Source organism: Aeromonas sp. TS_SC_11 (assembly GCF_057318915.1).
In genome coordinates this window covers 4423037-4443275 of sequence record NZ_CM170470.1, presented here as the reverse complement: position 1 = coordinate 4443275, position 20239 = coordinate 4423037, and the positions used below count along the sequence as shown (strand labels likewise).

17 protein-coding genes are annotated in these 20239 nt (G+C 57.9%); 13 read left to right on the top strand and 4 right to left on the bottom strand.

The genetic code is table 11. From position 1 onward, the window contains the following. Nucleotides 1–12 precede the first annotated feature (12 nt). The 5 genes from AC1P02_RS20495 (at nt 13) to AC1P02_RS20475 (ending at nt 5141) form a co-directional block, all read left to right on the top strand. Nucleotides 13–1968, top strand: coding sequence for a heme lyase CcmF/NrfE family subunit (locus AC1P02_RS20495; RefSeq protein WP_485183178.1), 1956 nt, complete (start codon nt 13–15; stop codon nt 1966–1968). Then, on the top strand, nt 1965–2495 hold the full coding sequence (locus tag AC1P02_RS20490) for a DsbE family thiol:disulfide interchange protein (RefSeq protein ID WP_005319248.1): 531 nt from the start codon (nt 1965–1967) through the stop codon (nt 2493–2495). The genes AC1P02_RS20495 and AC1P02_RS20490 overlap by 4 nt, the downstream gene beginning before the upstream one ends. An 11-nt stretch (nt 2496–2506) precedes the next feature. Then, complete coding sequence (locus AC1P02_RS20485; protein WP_058395685.1) at nt 2507–2986, top strand: cytochrome c-type biogenesis protein; 480 nt, start codon at nt 2507–2509, stop codon at nt 2984–2986. After that, nucleotides 2983–4251 carry a c-type cytochrome biogenesis protein CcmI gene (gene ccmI / locus AC1P02_RS20480; protein ID WP_485183176.1) on the top strand — a complete coding sequence of 423 codons (1269 nt, stop codon included), beginning with the start codon at nt 2983–2985 and terminating at the stop codon, nt 4249–4251. The genes AC1P02_RS20485 and ccmI overlap by 4 nt, the downstream gene beginning before the upstream one ends. Before the next feature lie 77 nt (nt 4252–4328). Next, complete coding sequence (locus tag AC1P02_RS20475) at nt 4329–5141, top strand: MlaA family lipoprotein (RefSeq protein WP_485183174.1); 813 nt, start codon at nt 4329–4331, stop codon at nt 5139–5141. 116 nt (nt 5142–5257) lie between these two features. On the opposite strand, the gene sodB is transcribed toward AC1P02_RS20475, so the two are convergent. Next, on the bottom strand, nt 5258–5842 hold the full coding sequence (gene sodB, locus AC1P02_RS20470; protein WP_005319233.1) for a superoxide dismutase [Fe]: 585 nt from the start codon (nt 5840–5842) through the stop codon (nt 5258–5260). Between the two features lie 286 nt (nt 5843–6128). Here sodB and AC1P02_RS20465 point away from each other — a divergent pair, with 286 nt between their 5' ends. Next, nucleotides 6129–6473, top strand: coding sequence for a Grx4 family monothiol glutaredoxin (locus tag AC1P02_RS20465; protein WP_005319230.1), 345 nt, complete (start codon nt 6129–6131; stop codon nt 6471–6473). A gap of 66 nt (nt 6474–6539) precedes the next feature. On the opposite strand, the gene AC1P02_RS20460 is transcribed toward AC1P02_RS20465, so the two are convergent. Continuing rightward, nucleotides 6540–7751, bottom strand: a complete 1212-nt coding sequence (locus AC1P02_RS20460; RefSeq protein ID WP_058395689.1) for an RsmB/NOP family class I SAM-dependent RNA methyltransferase — start codon at nt 7749–7751, stop codon at nt 6540–6542. A gap of 210 nt (nt 7752–7961) precedes the next feature. Between AC1P02_RS20460 and AC1P02_RS20455 the strand changes: the two genes are divergently transcribed. The 7 genes from AC1P02_RS20455 (at nt 7962) to AC1P02_RS20425 (ending at nt 17398) form a co-directional block, all read left to right on the top strand. Then, the gene (locus AC1P02_RS20455; protein ID WP_485183171.1) at nt 7962–9938 is read left to right on the top strand and encodes a reprolysin-like metallopeptidase; all 1977 of its coding nucleotides are present in this window, start codon (nt 7962–7964) and stop codon (nt 9936–9938) included. Then, on the top strand, nt 9935–10258 hold the full coding sequence (locus AC1P02_RS20450; RefSeq protein ID WP_099993944.1) for a hypothetical protein: 324 nt from the start codon (nt 9935–9937) through the stop codon (nt 10256–10258). The genes AC1P02_RS20455 and AC1P02_RS20450 overlap by 4 nt, the downstream gene beginning before the upstream one ends. Before the next feature lie 161 nt (nt 10259–10419). Continuing rightward, nucleotides 10420–11058, top strand: coding sequence for a pyridoxamine 5'-phosphate oxidase (pdxH, locus tag AC1P02_RS20445; RefSeq protein WP_219592767.1), 639 nt, complete (start codon nt 10420–10422; stop codon nt 11056–11058). Between the two features lie 47 nt (nt 11059–11105). After that, nucleotides 11106–11720, top strand: a complete 615-nt coding sequence (locus AC1P02_RS20440) for a glutathione S-transferase family protein (protein WP_087755286.1) — start codon at nt 11106–11108, stop codon at nt 11718–11720. Further along, the gene (locus AC1P02_RS20435; RefSeq protein WP_485183168.1) at nt 11720–13354 is read left to right on the top strand and encodes a GNAT family N-acetyltransferase; all 1635 of its coding nucleotides are present in this window, start codon (nt 11720–11722) and stop codon (nt 13352–13354) included. Before AC1P02_RS20440 ends, AC1P02_RS20435 begins: the two co-directional genes overlap by 1 nt. Before the next feature lie 32 nt (nt 13355–13386). Continuing rightward, nucleotides 13387–13896, top strand: coding sequence for a GNAT family N-acetyltransferase (locus AC1P02_RS20430; protein WP_005319210.1), 510 nt, complete (start codon nt 13387–13389; stop codon nt 13894–13896). A gap of 634 nt (nt 13897–14530) precedes the next feature. Then, the gene (locus tag AC1P02_RS20425; protein ID WP_485183166.1) at nt 14531–17398 is read left to right on the top strand and encodes a hypothetical protein; all 2868 of its coding nucleotides are present in this window, start codon (nt 14531–14533) and stop codon (nt 17396–17398) included. A 134-nt stretch (nt 17399–17532) separates the two neighbouring features. Here the strand turns inward: AC1P02_RS20425 and AC1P02_RS20420 are convergent, their stop codons facing one another. Together AC1P02_RS20420 and purB are read right to left on the bottom strand one after the other, a co-directional pair. Next, complete coding sequence (locus tag AC1P02_RS20420) at nt 17533–18663, bottom strand: ribosomal protein uL16 3-hydroxylase (RefSeq protein ID WP_485183165.1); 1131 nt, start codon at nt 18661–18663, stop codon at nt 17533–17535. Nucleotides 18664–18827: 164 nt separating this feature from the next. Further along, nucleotides 18828–20198 carry an adenylosuccinate lyase gene (purB, locus tag AC1P02_RS20415; protein ID WP_021140595.1) on the bottom strand — a complete coding sequence of 457 codons (1371 nt, stop codon included), beginning with the start codon at nt 20196–20198 and terminating at the stop codon, nt 18828–18830. Nucleotides 20199–20239: the final 41 nt, after the last annotated feature.

The following is a 20239-nucleotide window of genomic DNA, read 5'->3' as shown; positions in this document are numbered from 1 at the left end:
AGGAACTCTGAAATGATCCCGGAATTAGGGCAGTTTTCACTGATCCTGGCCTTTGCCACCGCCATCTTGCTGGGGGTTTATCCCTTGCTCGGCGCTCAATGGGGGCGCCTTGGCATGATGTCGACCGCCCGTCCGCTGGCCTATGCCCAGTTTTTGCTGCTGTTGCTGTCGTTTCTGTGCCTGACCTGGGCCTTTATCGACCACGACTTTACCGTGCAGTATGTGGCCACCAACTCCAACACCCTCTTGCCGCTGGCGTATCGGATCTCTGCCGTCTGGGGGGCCCATGAGGGCTCCTTGCTGCTCTGGGTACTGACGCTGGCAGGCTGGACGGCAGCGGTGGCCCTGTTCAGCCGCAGCCTGCCGCTCGATGCGGTAGCGCGGGTGCTCGGGGTTCTGGGGCTTATCTCGGTTGGTTTCACCGCCTTCGTGCTCTTTACCTCCGACCCTTTCACCCGGACCCTGCCTTACTTCCCTGTGGATGGCCGCGATCTTAACCCCTTGTTGCAGGATCCGGGTCTTATCTTCCATCCGCCCATGCTCTACATGGGGTATGTGGGCTTCTCGGTCGCCTTTGCCTTTGCCATCGCCTCCCTGATGACGGGGCGTCTCGACGCCACCTGGGCGCGCTGGTCCCGTCCCTGGACCATGGCGGCCTGGGTCTTCCTGACCTTGGGCATAGTGCTTGGCTCCTGGTGGGCTTATTACGAGCTCGGCTGGGGTGGCTGGTGGTTTTGGGATCCGGTAGAAAACGCCTCCTTCATGCCCTGGCTGGCAGGTACTGCCCTGCTGCACTCGCTGGCGGTAAGCGAGAAGCGGGCCACTTTCAAGGCCTGGACAGTGCTGCTGGCACTCTCCGCCTTCTCCCTGAGCCTGCTCGGCACCTTCCTGGTGCGTTCCGGCGTATTGGTGTCGGTGCATGCGTTCGCCTCCGACCCGACCCGCGGCCTGTTCATTCTGGGCTTCCTGCTGGCGGTTATCGGCAGTTCGCTCCTGCTGTTCGCCTTCAAGGGCTCGCAGGTGAAGAGTCACGGCAAGCACGAGCTGTGGAGTCGCGAGACCCTGCTGCTCGGCAACAACATCATGCTGGTGGCGGGTCTGTTGACCGTGTTGCTCGGCACCCTGTTGCCGCTGGTGCACAAGGAGCTGGGACTTGGCAGCATCTCCATCGGCACTCCCTTCTTCAACCATATCTACAGCTGGCTGATCATTCCGTTTGCCCTGCTGATGGGGGTTGGCCCGCTGTTTCGCTGGCGCCGTCAGGGGCTGGGCGAACTCAAGGACAAGGTGATCCTCGCTCTGGTTCTGAGTCTGGTCGCCGCCATCTTGCTGCCACTGTGGCTGGCCGAGGCGTTCAAACCCTGGGCTGCTGTGGGAATTGGTCTGGGGACCTGGATCATCATCACCAGCATCCAGGAGACCTGGGTACGCGCCACCCACAAGCACCCCTTTGCCACCGGGGTGCGCAAGCTGGGCAACAGCCATTGGGCCATGATCCTGGGTCACGTGGGGCTGGCCGTCAGCATCATAGGTATCGCCTGTACCCAGAACTACAGCATCGAAAAAGATCTGCGCATGCAGGCCGGTGACAGGGTGCAATTTGCCGATTACGAGTTTGTTTTCACCGGCATTCGGGAAAAGAATGGCCCCAACTACGACGGCTTCAAAGGTGTGCTGGAAGTTCACAAAGATGGCAAGCAGGTGGCCCTGCTCAAACCCGAGAAGCGGATGTACACAGTGAGCCGGATGCCGATGACGGAAGCGGCGATTGACGCCGGTTTTACCCGGGATCTCTATGCAGCCCTTGGCGAGCAGCTGGACAACGGCGCCTGGGCGGTGCGGATTTATTACAAACCCTTCGTGCGCTGGATCTGGTTCGGTGGCGTCTTCATGGCCATTGGCGGCGTGCTGGCCATGCTGGACAAGCGTTACCGTTTTGGCCGTCGTGAAGAGGAGGCCAAGGCATGAACAAGAAAACCTGGCTGTTTCTGATCCCCTTCATTATTTTTCTGTTGGGTGCTGTCTTCCTGTTCAAAGGGCTCTATTCCGACCCGACCAAGCTCGAGTCAGTGATGGTGGACAAGGAAGTGCCCGTGTTCACCCTGCAGGACATCTATGACCTGAACAAGCAGCATGATCGCAGCATCCTCAAGGGGCGCCCCATGCTGCTCAACGTCTGGGCTACCTGGTGCCCGACCTGTTACGGCGAACACACCTACCTCAAGCAACTGGCGGAGCAGGGCATCCCCATCGTCGGCATGAACTACAAGGATGAGCGGGACAAGGCCATCCGCTGGTTGACCGAGCTTGGCAATCCCTATCAGGTCAACCTGTATGACCCGGATGGCATGCTGGGGCTGGATTTGGGGGTCTATGGGGCACCCGAGACCTTCTTTATCGACAGTCAGGGCATCATTCGCTATCGCCATGTGGGGGATGTGAATCCACAAGTCTGGGCCACTACCCTCAAGCCCATCTTCGAGTCCATGAAATGAGAAGGCGCCTGATGAAAACACTGATTGCCTCCCTGCTGTTGCTGGCGGGATTGGGTGGCGCAGGACCGGCTCTGGCTGCGATTGATGTCTATACCTTTGACACTCCCGCGCAAGAGCAGACTTTTCGCGAGCTGACCCGCGAGTTGCGCTGCCCCAAGTGTCAGAACCAGGACATCGCCGATTCCAATGCAGGGCTTGCCAAGGACTTGCGGGACAAGACCTACCAGATGGTACGTGAGGGCAAGGAGAAGCAGGAAGTGGTGGACTACATGGTCGCCCGCTACGGCAACTTCATTTTGTATAATCCGCCGCTGATGGCGTCGACCCTGATCCTCTGGCTCGGCCCGCTGTTGGTCATCGTCATTGGCGCCGTCACTGTGGTGGTGCGCAGTCGCCGTCGTCCCGTCATGGCCAAACAGGCGGATGGCGCCCTGAGCGCACAGGAGCAGGAACGTCTGGCTGCCCTGCTCAAAGAGGAAGAGAAACAATGACCGCATTTTTGATTGTGATCGCGGCCTTGCTGGTGTTGGTGAGTCTGACTCTGGCGATGCCGCTGTGGCGTGGAGAGGGCAAGCAGAGCATCAGCCGTTCGGCTCTCAACAAGCAGCTTTATCGTCAGCGTTTGCTGGAAATCGGCGAAGAGCGCGAGCAAGGAATATTGTCGGAGGAGCCGGAATCCCTGGTCGAGCTGCAACGCAGCCTGCTGGATGACATCCCCGATGTGGAGCAGAGCGCCCGTGGCGGCAAGAGTTTGATCTGGATCCCGGGTGTGCTGGTGCTGGTGCTGGTGAGTCTGGGTCTCTATTACAAGCTGGGTGCCTGGCAGGAAGTCCAGCGCTGGCAGGATGCCAGCAGTCGACTGGGTGAGCTGAGCAACCGCATTCTGGTCGAACGGGATGCCCAGGTGACCGAGCAGGACCTGCTGGACTTCATGCTGGCGTTGCGTACCCGTCTTAAAGACGAGCCGAATGATTACCGTGGCTGGCTGCTGCTGGGTCGTTTGTCGCTGGATGGCAATGATCCTGACATGGCCCGCGAGGCCCTTGAGCGCGCCTATGATCTGGCTCCGCAGAAGACCATGGTAGCCGTGCCCTACGCCCAGGCGCTGATGATGACTGGGGATGACGCCCAGGCCGATGGGCTGCTGCGTAGCGCCATTGCGCTGGATCCGGCCAACATAGAGGCCCGCTCCGTCTATGCCTTCATGGCGCTGCAAAAAGAGGACTTCAAGACAGCGCTGATGCGCTGGCGCGAGATGCTGCCGCTGATGGAGAAGGGTTCGACCCGCTACGCCATGGTGGAGCGCTCCATCGACTATGCCGAGCAGCAGTTGAAACAGCGTGGCATAGCGGTGACGACCCCTGGTGCAGCCAACAAGAGTGATGAGCAGGGGCAACAGCTGGAGGTGAAGAAAGGGGAGTTTCCGATCCATGTCACCCTGGCTGCCGGCATTCAGATGCCGGAAGATGCTCATCTGTTCGTTTTTGCCGTGGTGCCCAATGGACCGCCCATGCCCATTGCCGTGAAGCGCATCGCAGGACCCACTTTGCCTGTCACCCTTTCCCTGGGGGATGGTGATGCCATGATGGAGGGCAGCAAGCTTTCCGCCTATCCGCAACTGCAGTTCAAGGCACGGCTTTCTCGCGGCGGCAACGTGATGAACAAGGAAGGGGCGTTCGAAGGGGTATCGACATCTATCCCGACGGATGCGATTCCTTCAGCGCCGATTGACATCCGTATCGATCACGCCCTCTAATACCCCTTTGCCCCGCCCCTCTATGGGGCGGGTGCCTATAATTCGGATTAATCACAATAAGAAACTAGGACTTCCATATGTATGTGCGTTCAGTGGCATTGATGGCGGCATTGTTGTTGGGAGGCTGTGCGGGTGGCCCACCCAAGCCGGGCCCCGAGAGTCTTGATCTCAATGAAGCATCGGGTCGGCCCGAGGCGACCAGTACTGCCAGCGATGGCCGCGATCCCTTCCAGGGGGCAAACCGGGCCATGTGGGTGGTCAACTACGATGTGCTGGAGCCCTATGTGGCCCGCCCCGTGGTGCATGGCTATGCCCGCTATATTCCGCAAGGCATGAAGGATGGCATCGAGAACCTGGTTGAGAACTTCAACGAGCCGAGCAGCATGGTCAACCACCTGATCACCGGTGACTTGCAAGGCGCGGGGACCAACCTCGGCCGCTTTACCCTCAACACCACTATCGGTTTGCTGGGTATCTTCGATGTGGCCAAGCATGCCGGGCTCGAACGCGACAAGCTGGAACTCAATACAGTGCTGGGTCGTGCCGACATCGGCGATGGTGCCTATCTGATGGTGCCCGTCTACGGACCTACCACGACGCGCAAGCTGGTGGGGGATACCATAGATACCATCTACTTCCCCTATGCCCTGTTGACGCTGCCGCTGCGAGTCACCCACTGGATGCTGGATGGATTGGGTACCCGATCCAAGCTGATCGATCAGGAGAGGATCATCGACAACGCGCTCGATCCTTATGCCCTGACCAAGGATTTCTATCTGCAGCACAACCAGAACAAAGTGACCGGTCGTCAGACCGAGTTCAAGCAGACGCCGGCGGAGAAAGCCGACGATGCCAATCTGGATGACTATCTGGACGAGATAGACCAGTGATGCCACTGGCTGTCGATAACAGGCGCCTTCGGGCGCCTTTTTCATATCCGCTGCCGGCTCATTTCTGCCATAAAAAAACGCCCCGCAGTGCGGGGCGTTTTGGCAAGAAGCGGCTATCAGGCAGCCAGGTTCTTGGCCACGAATTCCCAGTTCACCAGGGTCCAGAAGGTTTCCATGTACTTCGGACGCAGGTTGCGGAAATCGATGTAGTAGGCGTGTTCCCACAGGTCGACGGTCAGCAGCGGCGTAGTACCGGCTTCGGTCAGCGGGCAACCGGCGTTGGAAGTGTTGACGATGGCCAGGGAGCCGTCGGCTTTCTTCACCAGCCAAGTCCAGCTGGAACCGAAGTTGCCGATGGCAGACTTGGTGAAGGCATCCTTGAACTCGGCGAAGGAGCCAAACGCCTTGTTGATGGCATCAGCCAGGGCGCCGGTCGGCTCGTTGCCACCGTTCGGGGAGAGGCAATGCCAGTAGAAGGTGTGGTTCCAGATCTGGGCGGCGTTGTTGAAGATGCCGCCAGTGGAGGTCTTGATGATCTCTTCCAGAGACTTGCCTTCAAACTCGGTACCTGGCACCAGGTTGTTCAGGTTGACCACGTAGGTGTTGTGGTGCTTGCCGTGATGATATTCCAGAGTTTCCTGGGAGATGTGCGGTTCCAGGGCATTGATTGCGTAGGGCAGAGCGGGAAGTTCGAAAGCCATTTTCTACTCTCCATTGGCTGGCCGTGCGAAGGCGACGGTTGCAAGACATTGCGTACTCTTTTCTATTTTGAAAAGAATTGTTCTTGAAATGATGGGGCCAGATGGCCCAAAGCCCGTCGATTGTACCAGCATCAAAGATGGGCTAACAACTCTTGATTCTCGCCATGATCCGGATCAAGCTACGGCGTATTGATTCATCACTTCTTGCATCCAGGACGGTTTGTCAGTTTGTGGTCTGCAAGGATTGCAGTAGAATGGCCGCCGAAATCGCTCTAGTGAGGCACCTATGGAAACTATTGAAAAGATCAAACAGCAGCTGGCTGACAATCCCATCATCCTGTACATGAAGGGTTCCCCCAAGCTACCCAGCTGCGGTTTCTCTGCCCAGGCCTCCCAGGCTCTGATGTCCTGTGGCGAGCCGTTTGCTTATGTCGACATACTGCAAAATCCGGACATCCGTGCCGAGTTGCCGAAGTTCGCCAACTGGCCCACCTTCCCGCAACTGTGGGTAGAGGGTGAGCTGGTCGGTGGCTGCGATATCCTGATCGAGATGTTCCAGGCCGGCGAGCTGCAGACCCTGATCAAGGAAACTGCCGCCAAGCACAAGCAGGATGACGTTGCTGCCGAATAAGGTCGCATCTGCATCATGCAAAAAGGGGAGCCAATGGCTCCCCTTTTTTTATCACGGCAGACAGGATCAGCTGATGCGCTCGATGCGAGCCATATAGAAGCCGTCAAAGCCGGTCGCTGACGGGCTGACTGTGTGGTCATCCCGCAGACGATAGTTGTCGTTGGCAGCCAGGAATTTGTCTACTTGCTGACGGTTCTCCTGGGGCAGGATGGAGCAGGTTGCATAGACCAGCAGACCCCCCACCTTCACCATCTGGCTATAACGCTGCAGTATCTCCTCTTGCAAGGCAACCAGCACCGGCAGTCGCTCGGCGGTGTCGCGCCATTTGGCATCCGGATTGCGCTTGAGCACGCCAAGACCGGAGCAGGGCACGTCCAGCAGTACGCGATCGGCGGTGCCTTTGAGGCGCTTGACAGTCTTGCTGCTCTCGATGACGCGGGTTTCCACGTTGTGGGCACCGGCACGGCGGGCGCGCTGCTTGAGGTTTTCCAGCTTCCACTCTTCCACATCCATTGCCAGCAGACGGCCCTTGCCTTCCATCATGGCAGCGATGTGCAGGGTCTTGCCGCCGGCACCGGCGCAGGCATCGATGACTCGCATGCCAGGGGTGACTTCCAGCGCCGCTGCAACCAGCTGGGAGCCTGCGTCCTGCTGCTCGAACCAGCCGTCGGCAAACGCCTTGGTACGAAACAGGGCGGCATCAGAGGTGACCTGCAGGGCGGTAGCGACCCCTTCAACCGGAATGGTGTTGACCTGCTCCTTGGCCAGCGCGGCTTGCAGCTGCTCCCGCGTGCATTTGAGGGTGTTGACCCTCAGGTAACGCTTGGGCATCCAGGCCAGGGCGGCGCGCTCTGCAGGCCAGGCTTCGCCCAACTGCTCGCTGCCCAGCTTTTCCAGCCAGGCAGGGCAACCATCCATCAGCACCGGATTTTTCTTCGCTTCTGTCAGGCGGCGACGGAATGCCTCTTCGTTGAAGCGATCCAGGGTCGGGTGGTTGGACTGAACTATCTTGTGGAAGGCGTGCCAACTGTGCAGCAGTGGCCAGACGTTTTTTTCGGCCTGACGCACCTGAATACCGGTCAGGGCGCAGTAGAGGCTGAGGCGACGCAGCAGGTCGCCGGTGACCAGGGCAATCCTTGCCTGTTCTTGTGGCTTGATTTCGATGCCGGAGAAGTGACGTGCATAGGCTCTGTCCAGGGTGAGACCCTGGCCTAATACATCGTCAACTATGGCAACGACCAGATCCCCGGAACGGGGCAACAGTGGGGACTTGAGCATGAGATTAACCTTGGCCAGATAAAGATGAACCGCCTCCCTATCGAGCGCGGTTCTAAAACTGATAAATCCGCGCAATGATAGGGGTTAGACAGGGTTGGCGCAACACTCCCCATTCGGGGAATGTACAGACGATGGCGCTGGACTAATCGGACCAGCAGGAAAATGATGCCGGTGGTTGTTCAGCTGAGTGCATTTAAAAGGACTAAAAAGATGCAGTTGATGAAATATTCGCCCCTGGCGCTGGTTGTGGCCAGTCTGATGAGCTCTGGTGGCCTTGCGGCCAATGAGTGGAGCACAGTGGCGGCGCGCGCCACGGTGACTGACGGTTATGAAGTGCGGGCGAACCAGTTTCGAGTGGCCAAGGTGCCCCTCGATTACTTTGCCGGACTGCAGGCCGGGGGACGCCAGCTGACCTTGCCCCTGCCTGACGGGGGGGAAGTGACCTTCGCGCTGCAGGCCTATGACCTGTTGCCCGCCGATCTTGCCGTCAAGTATCCCGATATCCTGACGTTCAAGGGTCATAATCCGGCTGCGCCGGTAGAGACGGGCCGTTTCGATCTTGGTCCGCAGGGCTTCCACGCCATGTTCAGCCATCAGGGCAAGATGGTGTTCGTCGATCCGCTGCCCAATGCCGAAGGCTATGCCGTCTACTACCAACAGGATGCCTACAGCCGGTTGGAAGAGGAGGCCGACAAGGTGATCGGCCGTGACGCCAACACCCTGGCCCGCAAGGTGCAGGTGGATGGCAACGAGCGCAAGCGCTATACCATCGCCATCTCGGCAGCCGGAGAGTATACCCAGTTCCACGGTGGCTCCAAGGTGCTGACCATGGGGGCGATTGCCACCCTGCTCAACCGGGTGAACGAGGTATATCAGCGCGACGTGGGGGCAGAGTTCCAGCTGGCCAGCGGCAATGACGCCATCATCTTTACCGATCCGGCGAGCGATCCGTTCAGCAATGACGACACGGATGTCGATGTCAACGGCCAGGTACAGGCTACTGCGCAGACCTTGCCTAGCGGAGCGCTGGGGCCATTCGACATAGGTCATGTGGTCAACACCGGCGGTGGTGGTCTGGCCGGATTGGGGGTGCTCTGTACTGCCACCAAATCGGACGGCATGACAGGCTCATCCAACCCTGTGGGAGATGCCTTCTTTATCGACTATGTGGCACACGAAATCGGCCACCAGTTCGGTGCCGACCACACCTTCAACGGCACTACCAAAAGTTGTGGCGGGGGCAACCGGGTCGCCGAGCAGGCGTTTGAACCGGGCAGCGGCACTTCCATCATGGCCTATGCCGGTATCTGTGATGACGAGAATATCCAGCCCCACAGTGACCCCTATTTCCACAGCAAATCCATCGAGCAGATGCGGGCGCACATGGCCACTGTGCCGACCTGTGGTACCACACTGAGCCTCAGCAACAACTCACCTCAGGCCGCAGCGGGTGCCAATTACGCCATTCCTGCCAATGTCCCTTTTGTGCTCAGAGGGGCAGGGGCGGATCTGGACAAGGATCCCCTGACCTACACCTGGGAGCAGATCGATCTGGGCACAGAGTCCAGCAGTACCCTCGACATGATCGACGATGGTACCCGCCCGCTGTTCCGGTTCGTCTCACCCACCAGCTCGCCAGAGCGGATCCTGCCAAGCCTGCCCTCCTTGCTGACCGGTACCTTGGCCAAGGGCGAGACCTGGCCCACCACCAACCGGGAGCTCAACTTCCGGCTCACTGTGCGTGATGGCCAGGGCGGCGTCGCCAGCGATGATATGAAGGTGCAGGTGGTCAACACCGGCAGCGCCTTCCGCCTGACCAGTCCGTTGGGCGTGACGGTGACGCCGGGGGCCAGCCAGGCCGTCAGTTGGGATGTGGCTGGCACCCATGCTGCGCCTATCAACTGCAGCAAGGTAGACCTGTTCGTGACTCAGGATGAAGGGGCAAACTGGTCGACCCTGGCTAGCAGCCAGCCCAACAGTGGTTCGGCCACCGTGACTCTGCCGACCAACCTCACCAGCAGCGTCAGGCTGAAGGTGGCCTGTAGCGACAATATCTTCTTCGCCATCAGCCCGCTCAAGTTGCCGGTCGCGCAAAGTGGCGGCAGCTCGGGTGGTGGTGGCGGTGGTTCTCTTGGCTTCTGGGCACTGGCGCTGGCTCTGTTCGGCTGGCAAAGGAGGCGGGCATGAGAGCCACCGGCTTGCTGCTGCTTACCCTGCTTGGCGGGTGTCAGGCGGATGCCGACACCCTGGAGCAGACGGTCAGCGCCAGCCTTGCCAGGCAGGATTACCGGCTGATAGTGCGGGCCGGGCGCGGCGAAGTGGCGCCCGGTATTGCGGCAAGTGAGCAGGAAGCGGCCAAGGCGCGTTGTGGCGTGCGCTACCTCGATGGACTGGGAGATGTCATCAGACCCGGTCAGGAAGAGGCTCAGGCCAGGCTGAGGGCCTATGCGGCCGAGTATAACCAGCGCATGCTGGCCCATTGTCCACCGGCTGCCGGCAAGCAATAAGCCCGCAGCCGGGTGTGGGCAGAAAAGGGGAGGCGCAAGCCTCCCTTTCTTTTTTGGCGCTGGCATTTGACCGCCCCGAGGCTTGTACCCATGGCGTGCTCGTCGCACAATGCCAGCACGCATGGCCGCATCGGCGGCAAAAAGAGAGAAGGAAAATCAAGATGATGGATGTGGCTGATCTGCGCCGTGAATACACCCGGGGCGGATTGCACCGGGCCGATCTGCCGGCCGACCCCCTGGCCCTGTTCGAGAAGTGGCTGGCCCAGGCCTGCGAGGCCAAGTTGACCGATCCCACCGCCATGGTGGTGGCGACCGTGGATGCCGAGGGGCAACCCTGGCAGCGCACCGTGCTGCTCAAGCACTACGATGCCCAGGGCATGGTGTTCTACACCAACATGGGCAGCCGCAAGGCACACCAGCTGGAAGGCAATCCCCGCATCAGTCTGCTCTTCCCCTGGCACACTCTGGACCGCCAGGTGCACGTCACCGGCCGGGTGGAGAAGATGAGCACCTTCGAGGTGATGAAGTACTTCCATAGTCGCCCCAAGGATAGTCAGATAGCTGCCTGGGTCTCCAAGCAGTCGACCCGCATCTCGGCCCGCGGCGTGCTGGAGGCCAAGTTCCTCGAGCTCAAGCAGAAGTTTGCCAATGGCGAAGTGCCGCTGCCGAGCTTCTGGGGCGGCTATCGGGTGGTGATCGACACGGTAGAGTTCTGGCAGGGGGGCGAGCATCGCCTGCACGATCGCTTCTACTACACCCGCGAGGTGAATGGCTGGCACATAGAGCGGCTGGCACCCTGAGAGTCTGTTTTATCCCGTTCAATCTCCTGCGCTGACAAGGAGTCTGTATGCGTCTGTATGGCGACCTGAGATCCGGCAACTGTTACAAGGTGTGGCTGCTGGCCCGTTGGCTCGAGCTGCCTCTGACCTGGGTACCGGTGGATATACAGGCCGGTGATACCCAAACCCCGGCCTTTCTGGCCATGAATCCCAACGGCAAGATCCCCGTGCTGGCCATCGATGAAGGGGATACGTTGGCGGAATCCAACGCCATCCTCTTCTATCTGGCGCAGGGCTCCACGCTCTGGCCGGCGGATCCCCGCCAGCAGGCCGAGGTGCTCAAGTGGCTGTTCTTCGAGCAATACAGCCACGAGCCCTACATAGCCGTGGCGCGCTTCATCGTCCACTATCTGGGGCGGCCGGAATCTCAGGAGGCACGGCTCGATGGCCTCAAGGCCGGTGGCGAGCAGGCGTTGGCGGTGATGGAGCAGCAGTTGAAACAGAGTCCCTACCTGTGCGGCGAGGCACCGACCATCGCCGACATGGCTCTCTATGCCTACACCCATGTGGCGGAGGAGGGGATCTTCTCCTTGCAGGGCTGGCCTGCCATCCGGGCCTGGATCGCCCGCATTGAGGCCCATCCCCGCCACCTGAGCCTGCCTGCAGCCTGTCAGGCAAGCTGATGGAGCTGCTGATCGAGCGGGCGCTGTGGCAACCCCATTGGTCTCCTGTGCTGCAAGCCTGGCAGCAGCAGGGTCATTGCTGGAAACTGCTGTTGTGCAAAGAGAGCGCACCCCATCTGGGGCAGGGGGCTGACCTCTGGTCTGGCTGCCCCCCTGATGACATCTTGTCCGCCAGCGGGCTGCTGGCGGCCTGGCTCGATGGCGATCTGAGCGCGGATCCTCATCTCGACCCCAGCCGTCAGATCCTGATCAGTGCGTCCCCCTCTCTGCTGACCCTGGCCAAGGAGAGCGGCCTGCTCACCCTGGGGCCGCTCGGGGCTGATCTGGTGCTGACCGCGGATGACGACATGGGCGCCGTGCTCAAGCGCCTGCTTGCCCGCCGCTTGGCCGTGCCCCTGCTGCGTGAATCCGGTCTGGCGTCACCCTCTGGCTGCCCCCTGGTGTTGCGGCCATTGCTGGCCGACGACGAGGCCGAGGTGGTGCGCTACTGCAGCGATGAGGCGCTCTCCCGCTATACCCTCAATATTCCTCACCCTTACCCACCGGAAGGCGCCCGTGACTGGCTCGCCAGCAGTGGGCGCAAGGGCGCGCTGGGGCTTGGCTGGAGCTGGGCCATGACGCTGCCGCAGGGGGCTGAAGTGGCCCCGCTGGTCGGGGTGATTTCGCTGCACTGGAACGGCGAGCTGGCCTGGTGGGTCGGCGTCCCCTGGCAGAACCGGGGGCTGGCTACCCGGGCTGCGCAGCTGGTCAAGTCATTTGCGTTCGACACCTTGCAACTGCCGGCGTTGACCGCCCGTCACATGCCGGGCAACCTCGCCTCCGGTCGGGTGATGGCCAAACTCGGCATGCACTATCGCGGGCTGCGCGCCCGAACTGCCCAGCAGCCGTGCGAGGTGAGCTATTGGCGACTGGACAGGGCCATCCCCCTGCCCGAGCCGGTGATGCAGCAACTGGCGCCCTGGCTGGCGAACGAGCGGGTGGCCGTGGCTATTTTGCATGGTGCCGATGCACTGGCCGGGTCGGGTCATGACGGCTCGTTGCAGCTCACCCTGTTTCTGGATGACAAGTGCATACCCACCTTGCCCGGTGCAGCACCCTATGATGGGGCCCTGCTCGACATTGTGTGCCATCCGCTCAGTCAGCTGGAGCAGGTCGAACCCGAGCAGTTGCATCTGCTGGGTGGCTTGCTGCTAAAAGACAGAGACGAGCAGGGGCTTGCCTGCCTGCTGCAACTGACCAGCCTGCTGCGCCAGGGGCCCGTTCTGCTCACCCGCACGCAGCGGCAACAGCGGCTCGACTGGATTGACAAGATGGTGCGCCACACAGGGCTGCCCGCGGCAGGGGGGCGTGATGGGGCTTCGGTCGCGGGGCGTTATCATCAGCTCTGGCTGCTGGTGGAGCTGCCAGAGCTCATCGATGAGCTGGCCGGGCGCTGGCATCAGGGGCCCGAGCTTGCTTTGGCACGGCTGGAACAGGACGATGCCGAGCTGTTCGCGGCCTACGGTGAGGCCATCACGGCCATGACGCCGGTGGCCTTGCAAGGGGTACTGCGGCTGCTTGCGGCTCGCTTTCTTGAGCCCACCCTCCCATTTCTGGACAAAGGTGCTCAGGCCGACCGGCACTTTGTGGAATAATGCCCGCTCTGCTGTACGAGGAGTAACGCTGTATGCTGAGAACCGAGCGCCCCGGCGACATGCTGCCGGTCTATGAACTGGTGAGCGCCGCCTTTGGCCGTTCCGATGAGGCCGAACTGGTCAACCGCCTGCGCGAATGTGGCGCTGCCGTGGTGACCATGGTCGAAGAGGAAGAGTACGAGTTCATGGGGCACCTGATGCTGAGCCCGATCACCATTAACGGCATGGAAGGGCCCTGGCTCGGTCTGGCGCCTGTTGCCGTCCATCCGGACTGGCAGGGGCAGGGTATCGGCTCGGATCTGGTGCGTGAGGGGCTGGATACGGCGCTGGAGATGGACTGGAAGGCGGTGGTGGTGCTCGGCGATCCGACCTACTACGGTCGCTTCGGTTTTCGTCCCGCCAGCGAGTTCGGTCTGCACTGCATCTATGAAGTTCCCGCCGACTGTTTTCTGGCGATGGAGCTGCAGGAAGGTGGCCTGGCGGGCATGGCCGGCGAAGTGCTCTACCACCCCCTGTTTGACGAGATCCCCGAAGAACAATGAGCAAAGAACGGCAGCCTTCAGGCTGCCGTTTTGTTATCAAGACAGGGCACGCAATCTTTCTTCTTTATATCTGGCTTCCTCTCTTCCTTTTCCTTCCCCTTCATTGTCATCAGAGGCTGAGCTCAGCGTCCTTGCAACCGGATGGGTGAAGGCGTGCCCAGGAGCCTTTGGTCTCGGGGAAACGCTACGCTGATTTTTCACGCAATGCCGCAGCGTTGACCCAATACCGGACCTGGGGGGGAGTCCTGTTTTCAAGCGGTTTTTCCTTCGCAATATCTTGTTACAAATTTTCCCGCAATAAAGTCTGTTTTTGTCTAACGGGTAGCATTTTTTGGTTTGACCTCATTATTGATGTTTGACTCAAATGAGAATGTGAAGGTAGGTTGTAAAATATACAAACAAGGATGCGTGGCTGGATTGCTGTAGCTTTAATTATCTATATTTTATTTTTTTTTATAAATATCAGTAGTGTAGTTGTTACTTACGTATTCATTATGCTGATGTGGTCACCTATTTTTACCTGTCATCCTAAAAATACTCATATGCTCAGTCATTATGATATGACCTACCTGGCTATTGTATGAAGAAACTGAGCAATCTGGAAAACCATAGAGCACGGATAGAGATATATTATATGAAAAAACTGTCAGAGATTATTCATCGTGAAGTTTCACAGGGTCGTCGCGACTTCCTCACTTTCTCTTCCATGTCATTGCTTGGCTTGGCGGCGAGCAGCGTTTTTCCTGCCCCCGTGAAGGCCGCCATTTCTATCCTGAATAGTGGCACTTTCGCTGAACTGGATGAGATCGACTTTTACGTGATGGCGTCTAACCAGCCCACCGTTGATTCGAATCGGGTCAACTTTGCACAAGAAACTGATGAAGCTCAATATCTTGCCCAGGTGATGTTTCAAGAGTTAATGAAGTTCGAATTCCAGTATCAGAACGGCACATTAAGTGCAGACTTGGGCGCTGGCATGAAGCCTAATGATAAGGTGCTGACAATGAGTGATGGCATCAACTCGGTTAACGCCATTTTCACCAGCAATCGACGCTATTTTACTGACAACATGGTTGAATATGTAAGTGGCTTGTTGCAACACTCATATAGCAAGCAAACTAATGTCACTGTGGCTGACCGGAAGCTGTATAACTCTTGGGATATGGTGAAGGTAAATGCGAATATTAAGCAAGCAGAAAAGGGGGCGCAATTTAAAGAGATTATCGATCAGCTATACTCAGTCGCCACCCATTATTGTCAAAATGGAAAGTTAACCACCTACAAAGCAGGGGGGGAAAGTTGGGCTCGTCAACTTATCGAACACTACTCCAATAATGAGGTGCTAGACGAACTTATCAGTTCTTTTAAAGTTCAGGAGTATCTGGGATCGGGCTCATCGTTTGAAAAAGCGATGTGGAAAGTGTATAACACCATCAATAAAGTAAGGGCACTCAATATTTCATCCGGTCGTCGCATCACCGAGGATGAGCTGAAAACATTTGAACGCACCATGGCGGGTTCTGTTTACAGCGGGTTTGCCATGAACATGAGTTGGGGTCACCAAAGCGAGAAATACACAGTCCTGGCCAACAGGAGAAATTTCGATGATGTGGTGACCTTGCTGAGAAATGAAAGCGGTACTCAGCGCACCTTCTGGAACAATTTCTTCAACCAAAATAGTCCGGATAGCTTCTGGAATGAACTGAATAATATGAGCTTGAGAACGAGCACCTTGCAGGATGGGGATGCCCAGCGGCGTATTCTTAATAAGTACCCCAGTCTGGCAGGGGCGACGGGTAGTATGGCTCCCACAGCCTTCTCCGGTGTGGCTCCCGCTGCCTTCTCCACAGATTCATTTCTTTCCGTGTTCACCTTGTTGCTGGGAGTAGGCAACTTTACCTGGTTGACGGCGACCGAGCGGGAGGAATGGAGCAACCCTGTTCCTTTGATGGAGTTGGGGGCGGCCCTTTTTGATACGGTACTGAATGTGATCCAGCTCGGTCGGTTCCTTGATAAAGTGACCATGTTTATTTATGGCAATGGTGAAGGAATCATAAATAGCATAGCCATTAATATGGGGAAATTCAGTCAGTTTTTGAGCAACCTTGCAGCCAAAGGCGAGCATCTCACGAATGTGATAGAGCGGCAGATAGCCAGCAAGATGTTTCTCGCCACTCAAAATATCGCTCGGGTTATCAATATATGTTTTGTTGGATTGGCTGCGCTGGGGGCGGCCTTGGCAGCGTATAACCTATATCAGGCTGTCGAGGGCGGGGATATTGGGGATATTATATTTGCGGCAATCAACATGCTGGTCGCCACAGTGGCGTTGGGCGTCGCCATTGCCTCTTTTATGGGGCTTGCCATTGCCGGCCCCTTGGGGATTATTATTGCGGTGATAGGCATAGTAGTAGCCATCGCCCAGTGGCTCTACACGTTACTAAAAAAAGAAGATATCAAACCTACCCCGATCGCGAGATATACCAATGAATATATTAAACCGCGGGGGCTTGAGTATGAAGACCTTGGTGCATATATTTGCCGGGTATCCAGTTACTGGAAGCGAACTATGGTATGCACATTTGATGCAAAGACCATGAATACCGATTGGGATTACGTCCCAAGTATCGCTGATCATGATAACCCGATTTATACTCAGCCAGGGGCATTGGTAACCTCTCCAAGAAATGGCAAGATTTATAATTTTGCCAATATTCAGAAGCCAGGTTACGGAAATATATCGAATTTCTTCACTGCGGGAGCCACAACACCAATCAGTAACTGGTGGCCGGGGAGTGATTTGCAGACCTGCTTACATGCCGTTGAGAGTCAGGCAAGCAATAATAGTCGCGCTGCAATATTTGTGGTGCTGAGTAACAACTCAAGCTTTTCACGCGCCTTCTTGACGTCTCATCTGGAAGATGCCCCGACAAGTAGCAATGAACTGACGAGTCAATTAAATCTAGAATGGCAAGAATATCCGCTGGATGTGGTTGCCATCAATGACCTTGATGAGACCATGTTCCTTATCTTTACTACCCGACATATCTATCAAGTGAAAGGTGGTGTAGCTCGCAGGATAATATCTGACTTTGTCGGTCAGCGCAATGCACCGATAACATCAGGCCTTAATGCACTGGCACTCGGTACTAACGTGAATTTGATCTATCGGTTAGGTGGTCTGCAGGCTCCCGAGACTCGCTACCATTATCTGCTGACCCAGGATGACGATGGTGATTATACCAGTATGAAATTACTGCGGACCATCAATAATCCCATGTCCTCAGACTCGCCGATTGTCGGCAGGTTGTTCAAGAAAACCAATGATCTGGTTTCGCGGATGGACTTTATGTATCACGATGGCAAAAGTGGTTATGCGCGCTATGGCGCAATTATGAATAAGACTGGCGATGCCTCATTGTCATTGCACAATGGGGTTGAGTTTCAGGTGCCGGATAATGGATTCAGATCCTTCTACAAGAATGCATTTATTCCGAAGTAGCGGATGATACCCTTGTCCATCGCTTGACATGAGTAGTCACCATGACACGGGTCCATGCTGCAAATAAGGGGGAATCAACTTCCTGCAATAAGAAAGGCGCCATCAATGCGCCTTATTCGTCTTTGTCAGCCAGATTAGCTGAAGAACCAGTAGCCGCGGTTGACCAGACGGGTCAGCAGTTGCAAGAAGCCGGCCTGATCGGCCAGTTCCACCATGTCGGCCTGGGTGATGATGTCTTTGTCACACAACAGGGAGATGGCGGCCGCATCGTCGCTCGGCAGGGTCCAGGCTTCGCCGTCGATGTAGCAGGTACGGCTCTCGCCGCTGAACCAGACAGAGCGCAGGCCCGGCACCTTGATGGCGGGTTCGCCCTGGGTCAGCAGGTCGGCCACTTCCTCGGCGCTGTAGTCAGGTTCCATGGGGCTGACGTCCAGATCGTGCTTGGCCTCGGAGATCATGGCGCCGAACCACTCCTTGAACAGGGTCTCGTCGTCCAGAGCCTGCTGCATAAGTTCGCGCAGGCGGTGCAGCTCATGGGGCTGGATCTCGCCGTGACGGACGCGAGGCTTGAGATCCCCATCGCCGTAGCGCTCGGTACGCATTTCGTTGTCGATCAGGTGATCGGCAAAGGAGGAGATGAGTGCCTTGGCATCCGGCGCGCGGAAGCCTACCGAGAAATTCATGGAGGGTTCGATGGCGTAGCCTTCGTGAGGGAATCCGGGCGGAATGTAGAGGATGTCGCCCGGCTCCATGATGACGTCGATGATCGCCTCGAACGGCTCGCAATGCAGCAGGGCGGCGTGGGCGGCAAACTCGTTGAGAGGCTTGGCATCGCCTACTCGCCAGTGACGCTTGCCCTGGCCCTGGGTGATGAAGACGTCGTAGTTGTCGATGTGGGGGCCGACACCACCATGAGGGGTGGAGAAGCTCACCATCACATCGTCAAAGCGCCAGCCCGGAATGAACTGGAACGGCAGTGCCAGCTCATGCACCTCGGGGGCCCAGTGGTTGCAAGCCTGCACCAGCACAGTCCAGTTCTCTTCCCCCAGGTGATCGTAAGATTCGAAGGGACCGTGAGCCGCTTCCCACTTGCCGTCGAAGCGGGTCACCAGACGGGATTCGATGACCTCTTCCATGGCCAGACCCGCCAGCTCGTCGGGGCTGATGGGATCCTGAAAGTCGGTGAAGCCGCCTTTTATAAGGAGGGGGCGTTTCTGCCAGTAGTGCTCGAGGAAGTGAGCGATATCCAGATTGAGTTCGTACATAGTGCTTCTCGTCAAAAGATCAGAAAGAGTCAGGAAAGGTCTTGCCCAAGATGGCTGCGGGCCTTGGGCAAGGCCTCTTGTATGGCAAAACGTATGGCCGTCAAAAATAACAGGGGCCCTGTTGCGCAATGTGCACAGGGCCCCTGATGTATCAGGTTATCGGCTTATTTCAGCAGATCCACCAGACGCTGGGCCTGACCGATATAGTTGGCCGGGGTCAGCTTCTTCAGCTCGACTTTCACGTGCTCGGGGAGCTCGAGGGTGTCGATAAAGGTACGCATGCCTTCGGCATCGACGCGGCGACCACGGGTCAGTTCTTTGAGCTTCTCGTAGGGCTTCTCGATGCCGTAGCGACGCATCACAGTCTGGATCGGCTCGGCCAGCACTTCCCAGTTGGCATCCAGATCGGCGGCCATGGCACCGGCGTTGGCTTCCAGCTTGGAGATCCCCTTCAGGGTCGCCTGATAGGCAATCAGGGAGTAACCGACGGCCACACCCAGGTTGCGCAGCACGGTCGAGTCGGTGAGGTCTCGCTGCCAGCGGGAGATGGGCAGCTTGGAGGCCAGGTGCTGGAACACGGCGTTGGCCAGACCCAGATTGCCTTCGGAGTTCTCGAAGTCGATGGGGTTGACCTTGTGCGGCATGGTGGAGGAGCCGATTTCGCCTGCCACAGTGCGCTGCTTGAAGTGACCCAGGGAGATATAACCCCACACATCGCGATCGAAGTCGATAAGGATGGTGTTGAAGCGGGCCATGGCGTCGAACAGCTCGGCAATATAGTCGTGGGGCTCGATCTGGGTAGTGTAGGGGTTCCAGTTCAGGCCCAGGGAGGTGACGAACTCCTCGGAGAACTGGTGCCAGTCCACTTCCGGGTAGGCGCTGACGTGGGCGTTGTAGTTGCCCACGGCACCGTTGATCTTGCCGAGGATCTCCACCGCCATGATCTGCTTGAACTGGCGCTCCAGGCGATAGGCGACGTTGGCCATCTCCTTGCCCATGGTGCTCGGTGTGGCCGGCTGACCGTGGGTGCGCGACAGCAGCGGCATGTCACGGTACTCGTGAGCCAGACGCTTGAGTTCGCTGATCAGCTTCTCGCAATAAGGCTTGATGACCTCGTCACGGGCTGTTTTCAGCATCAGGCCGTGGGAGTTGTTGTTGATGTCTTCCGAGGTGCAGGCGAAGTGAATGAATTCGCTGACGGCGGCCAGCTCAGGGTTCACTTCCACCTTCTCTTTGAGGAAGTACTCCACCGCTTTCACATCATGGTTGGTGGTGCGCTCTATCTGTTTGATACGGGCGGCGTCACTCTCGTTGAAGTTGCTGACAATACCGTCGAGCAGGGCGTTGGCAGCCGCGCTCAGGGCAGGGACTTCCGGGATCCCGACGTGGCTGGCCAGTTTTTGCAACCAGCGCACCTCAACTTCGACGCGAAAACGCAGCAGACCGAATTCGGAGAAGATAGGGCGCAGGGCATCGGCCTTGTCGCCATAACGACCGTCAATCGGGGAAACAGCAGTCAGCGCGGACAGCTCCATGGGGTGAACTCCTGATGATTGGTGTGGGGGATTCTCATCAA

Coding starts and splice junctions, on each gene's coding strand:
- AC1P02_RS20460 (WP_058395689.1), bottom strand. CDS start 7,751: ATGCTCAAGTCCCCACTGTTGCCCCGTTCCGGGGATCTGGTCGTTGCC.
- sodB (WP_005319233.1), bottom strand. CDS start 5,842: ATGGCTTTCGAACTTCCCGCTCTGCCCTACGCAATCAATGCCCTGGAA.
- AC1P02_RS20495 (WP_485183178.1), top strand. CDS start 13: ATGATCCCGGAATTAGGGCAGTTTTCACTGATCCTGGCCTTTGCCACC.
- AC1P02_RS20440 (WP_087755286.1), top strand. CDS start 11,106: ATGCGTCTGTATGGCGACCTGAGATCCGGCAACTGTTACAAGGTGTGG.
- AC1P02_RS20420 (WP_485183165.1), bottom strand. CDS start 18,663: ATGTACGAACTCAATCTGGATATCGCTCACTTCCTCGAGCACTACTGG.
- AC1P02_RS20485 (WP_058395685.1), top strand. CDS start 2,507: ATGAAAACACTGATTGCCTCCCTGCTGTTGCTGGCGGGATTGGGTGGC.
- AC1P02_RS20475 (WP_485183174.1), top strand. CDS start 4,329: ATGTATGTGCGTTCAGTGGCATTGATGGCGGCATTGTTGTTGGGAGGC.
- AC1P02_RS20490 (WP_005319248.1), top strand. CDS start 1,965: ATGAACAAGAAAACCTGGCTGTTTCTGATCCCCTTCATTATTTTTCTG.
- pdxH (WP_219592767.1), top strand. CDS start 10,420: ATGATGGATGTGGCTGATCTGCGCCGTGAATACACCCGGGGCGGATTG.
- AC1P02_RS20465 (WP_005319230.1), top strand. CDS start 6,129: ATGGAAACTATTGAAAAGATCAAACAGCAGCTGGCTGACAATCCCATC.
- AC1P02_RS20450 (WP_099993944.1), top strand. CDS start 9,935: ATGAGAGCCACCGGCTTGCTGCTGCTTACCCTGCTTGGCGGGTGTCAG.
- ccmI (WP_485183176.1), top strand. CDS start 2,983: ATGACCGCATTTTTGATTGTGATCGCGGCCTTGCTGGTGTTGGTGAGT.
- AC1P02_RS20455 (WP_485183171.1), top strand. CDS start 7,962: ATGCAGTTGATGAAATATTCGCCCCTGGCGCTGGTTGTGGCCAGTCTG.
- AC1P02_RS20425 (WP_485183166.1), top strand. CDS start 14,531: ATGAAAAAACTGTCAGAGATTATTCATCGTGAAGTTTCACAGGGTCGT.
- purB (WP_021140595.1), bottom strand. CDS start 20,198: ATGGAGCTGTCCGCGCTGACTGCTGTTTCCCCGATTGACGGTCGTTAT.
- AC1P02_RS20435 (WP_485183168.1), top strand. CDS start 11,720: ATGGAGCTGCTGATCGAGCGGGCGCTGTGGCAACCCCATTGGTCTCCT.
- AC1P02_RS20430 (WP_005319210.1), top strand. CDS start 13,387: ATGCTGAGAACCGAGCGCCCCGGCGACATGCTGCCGGTCTATGAACTG.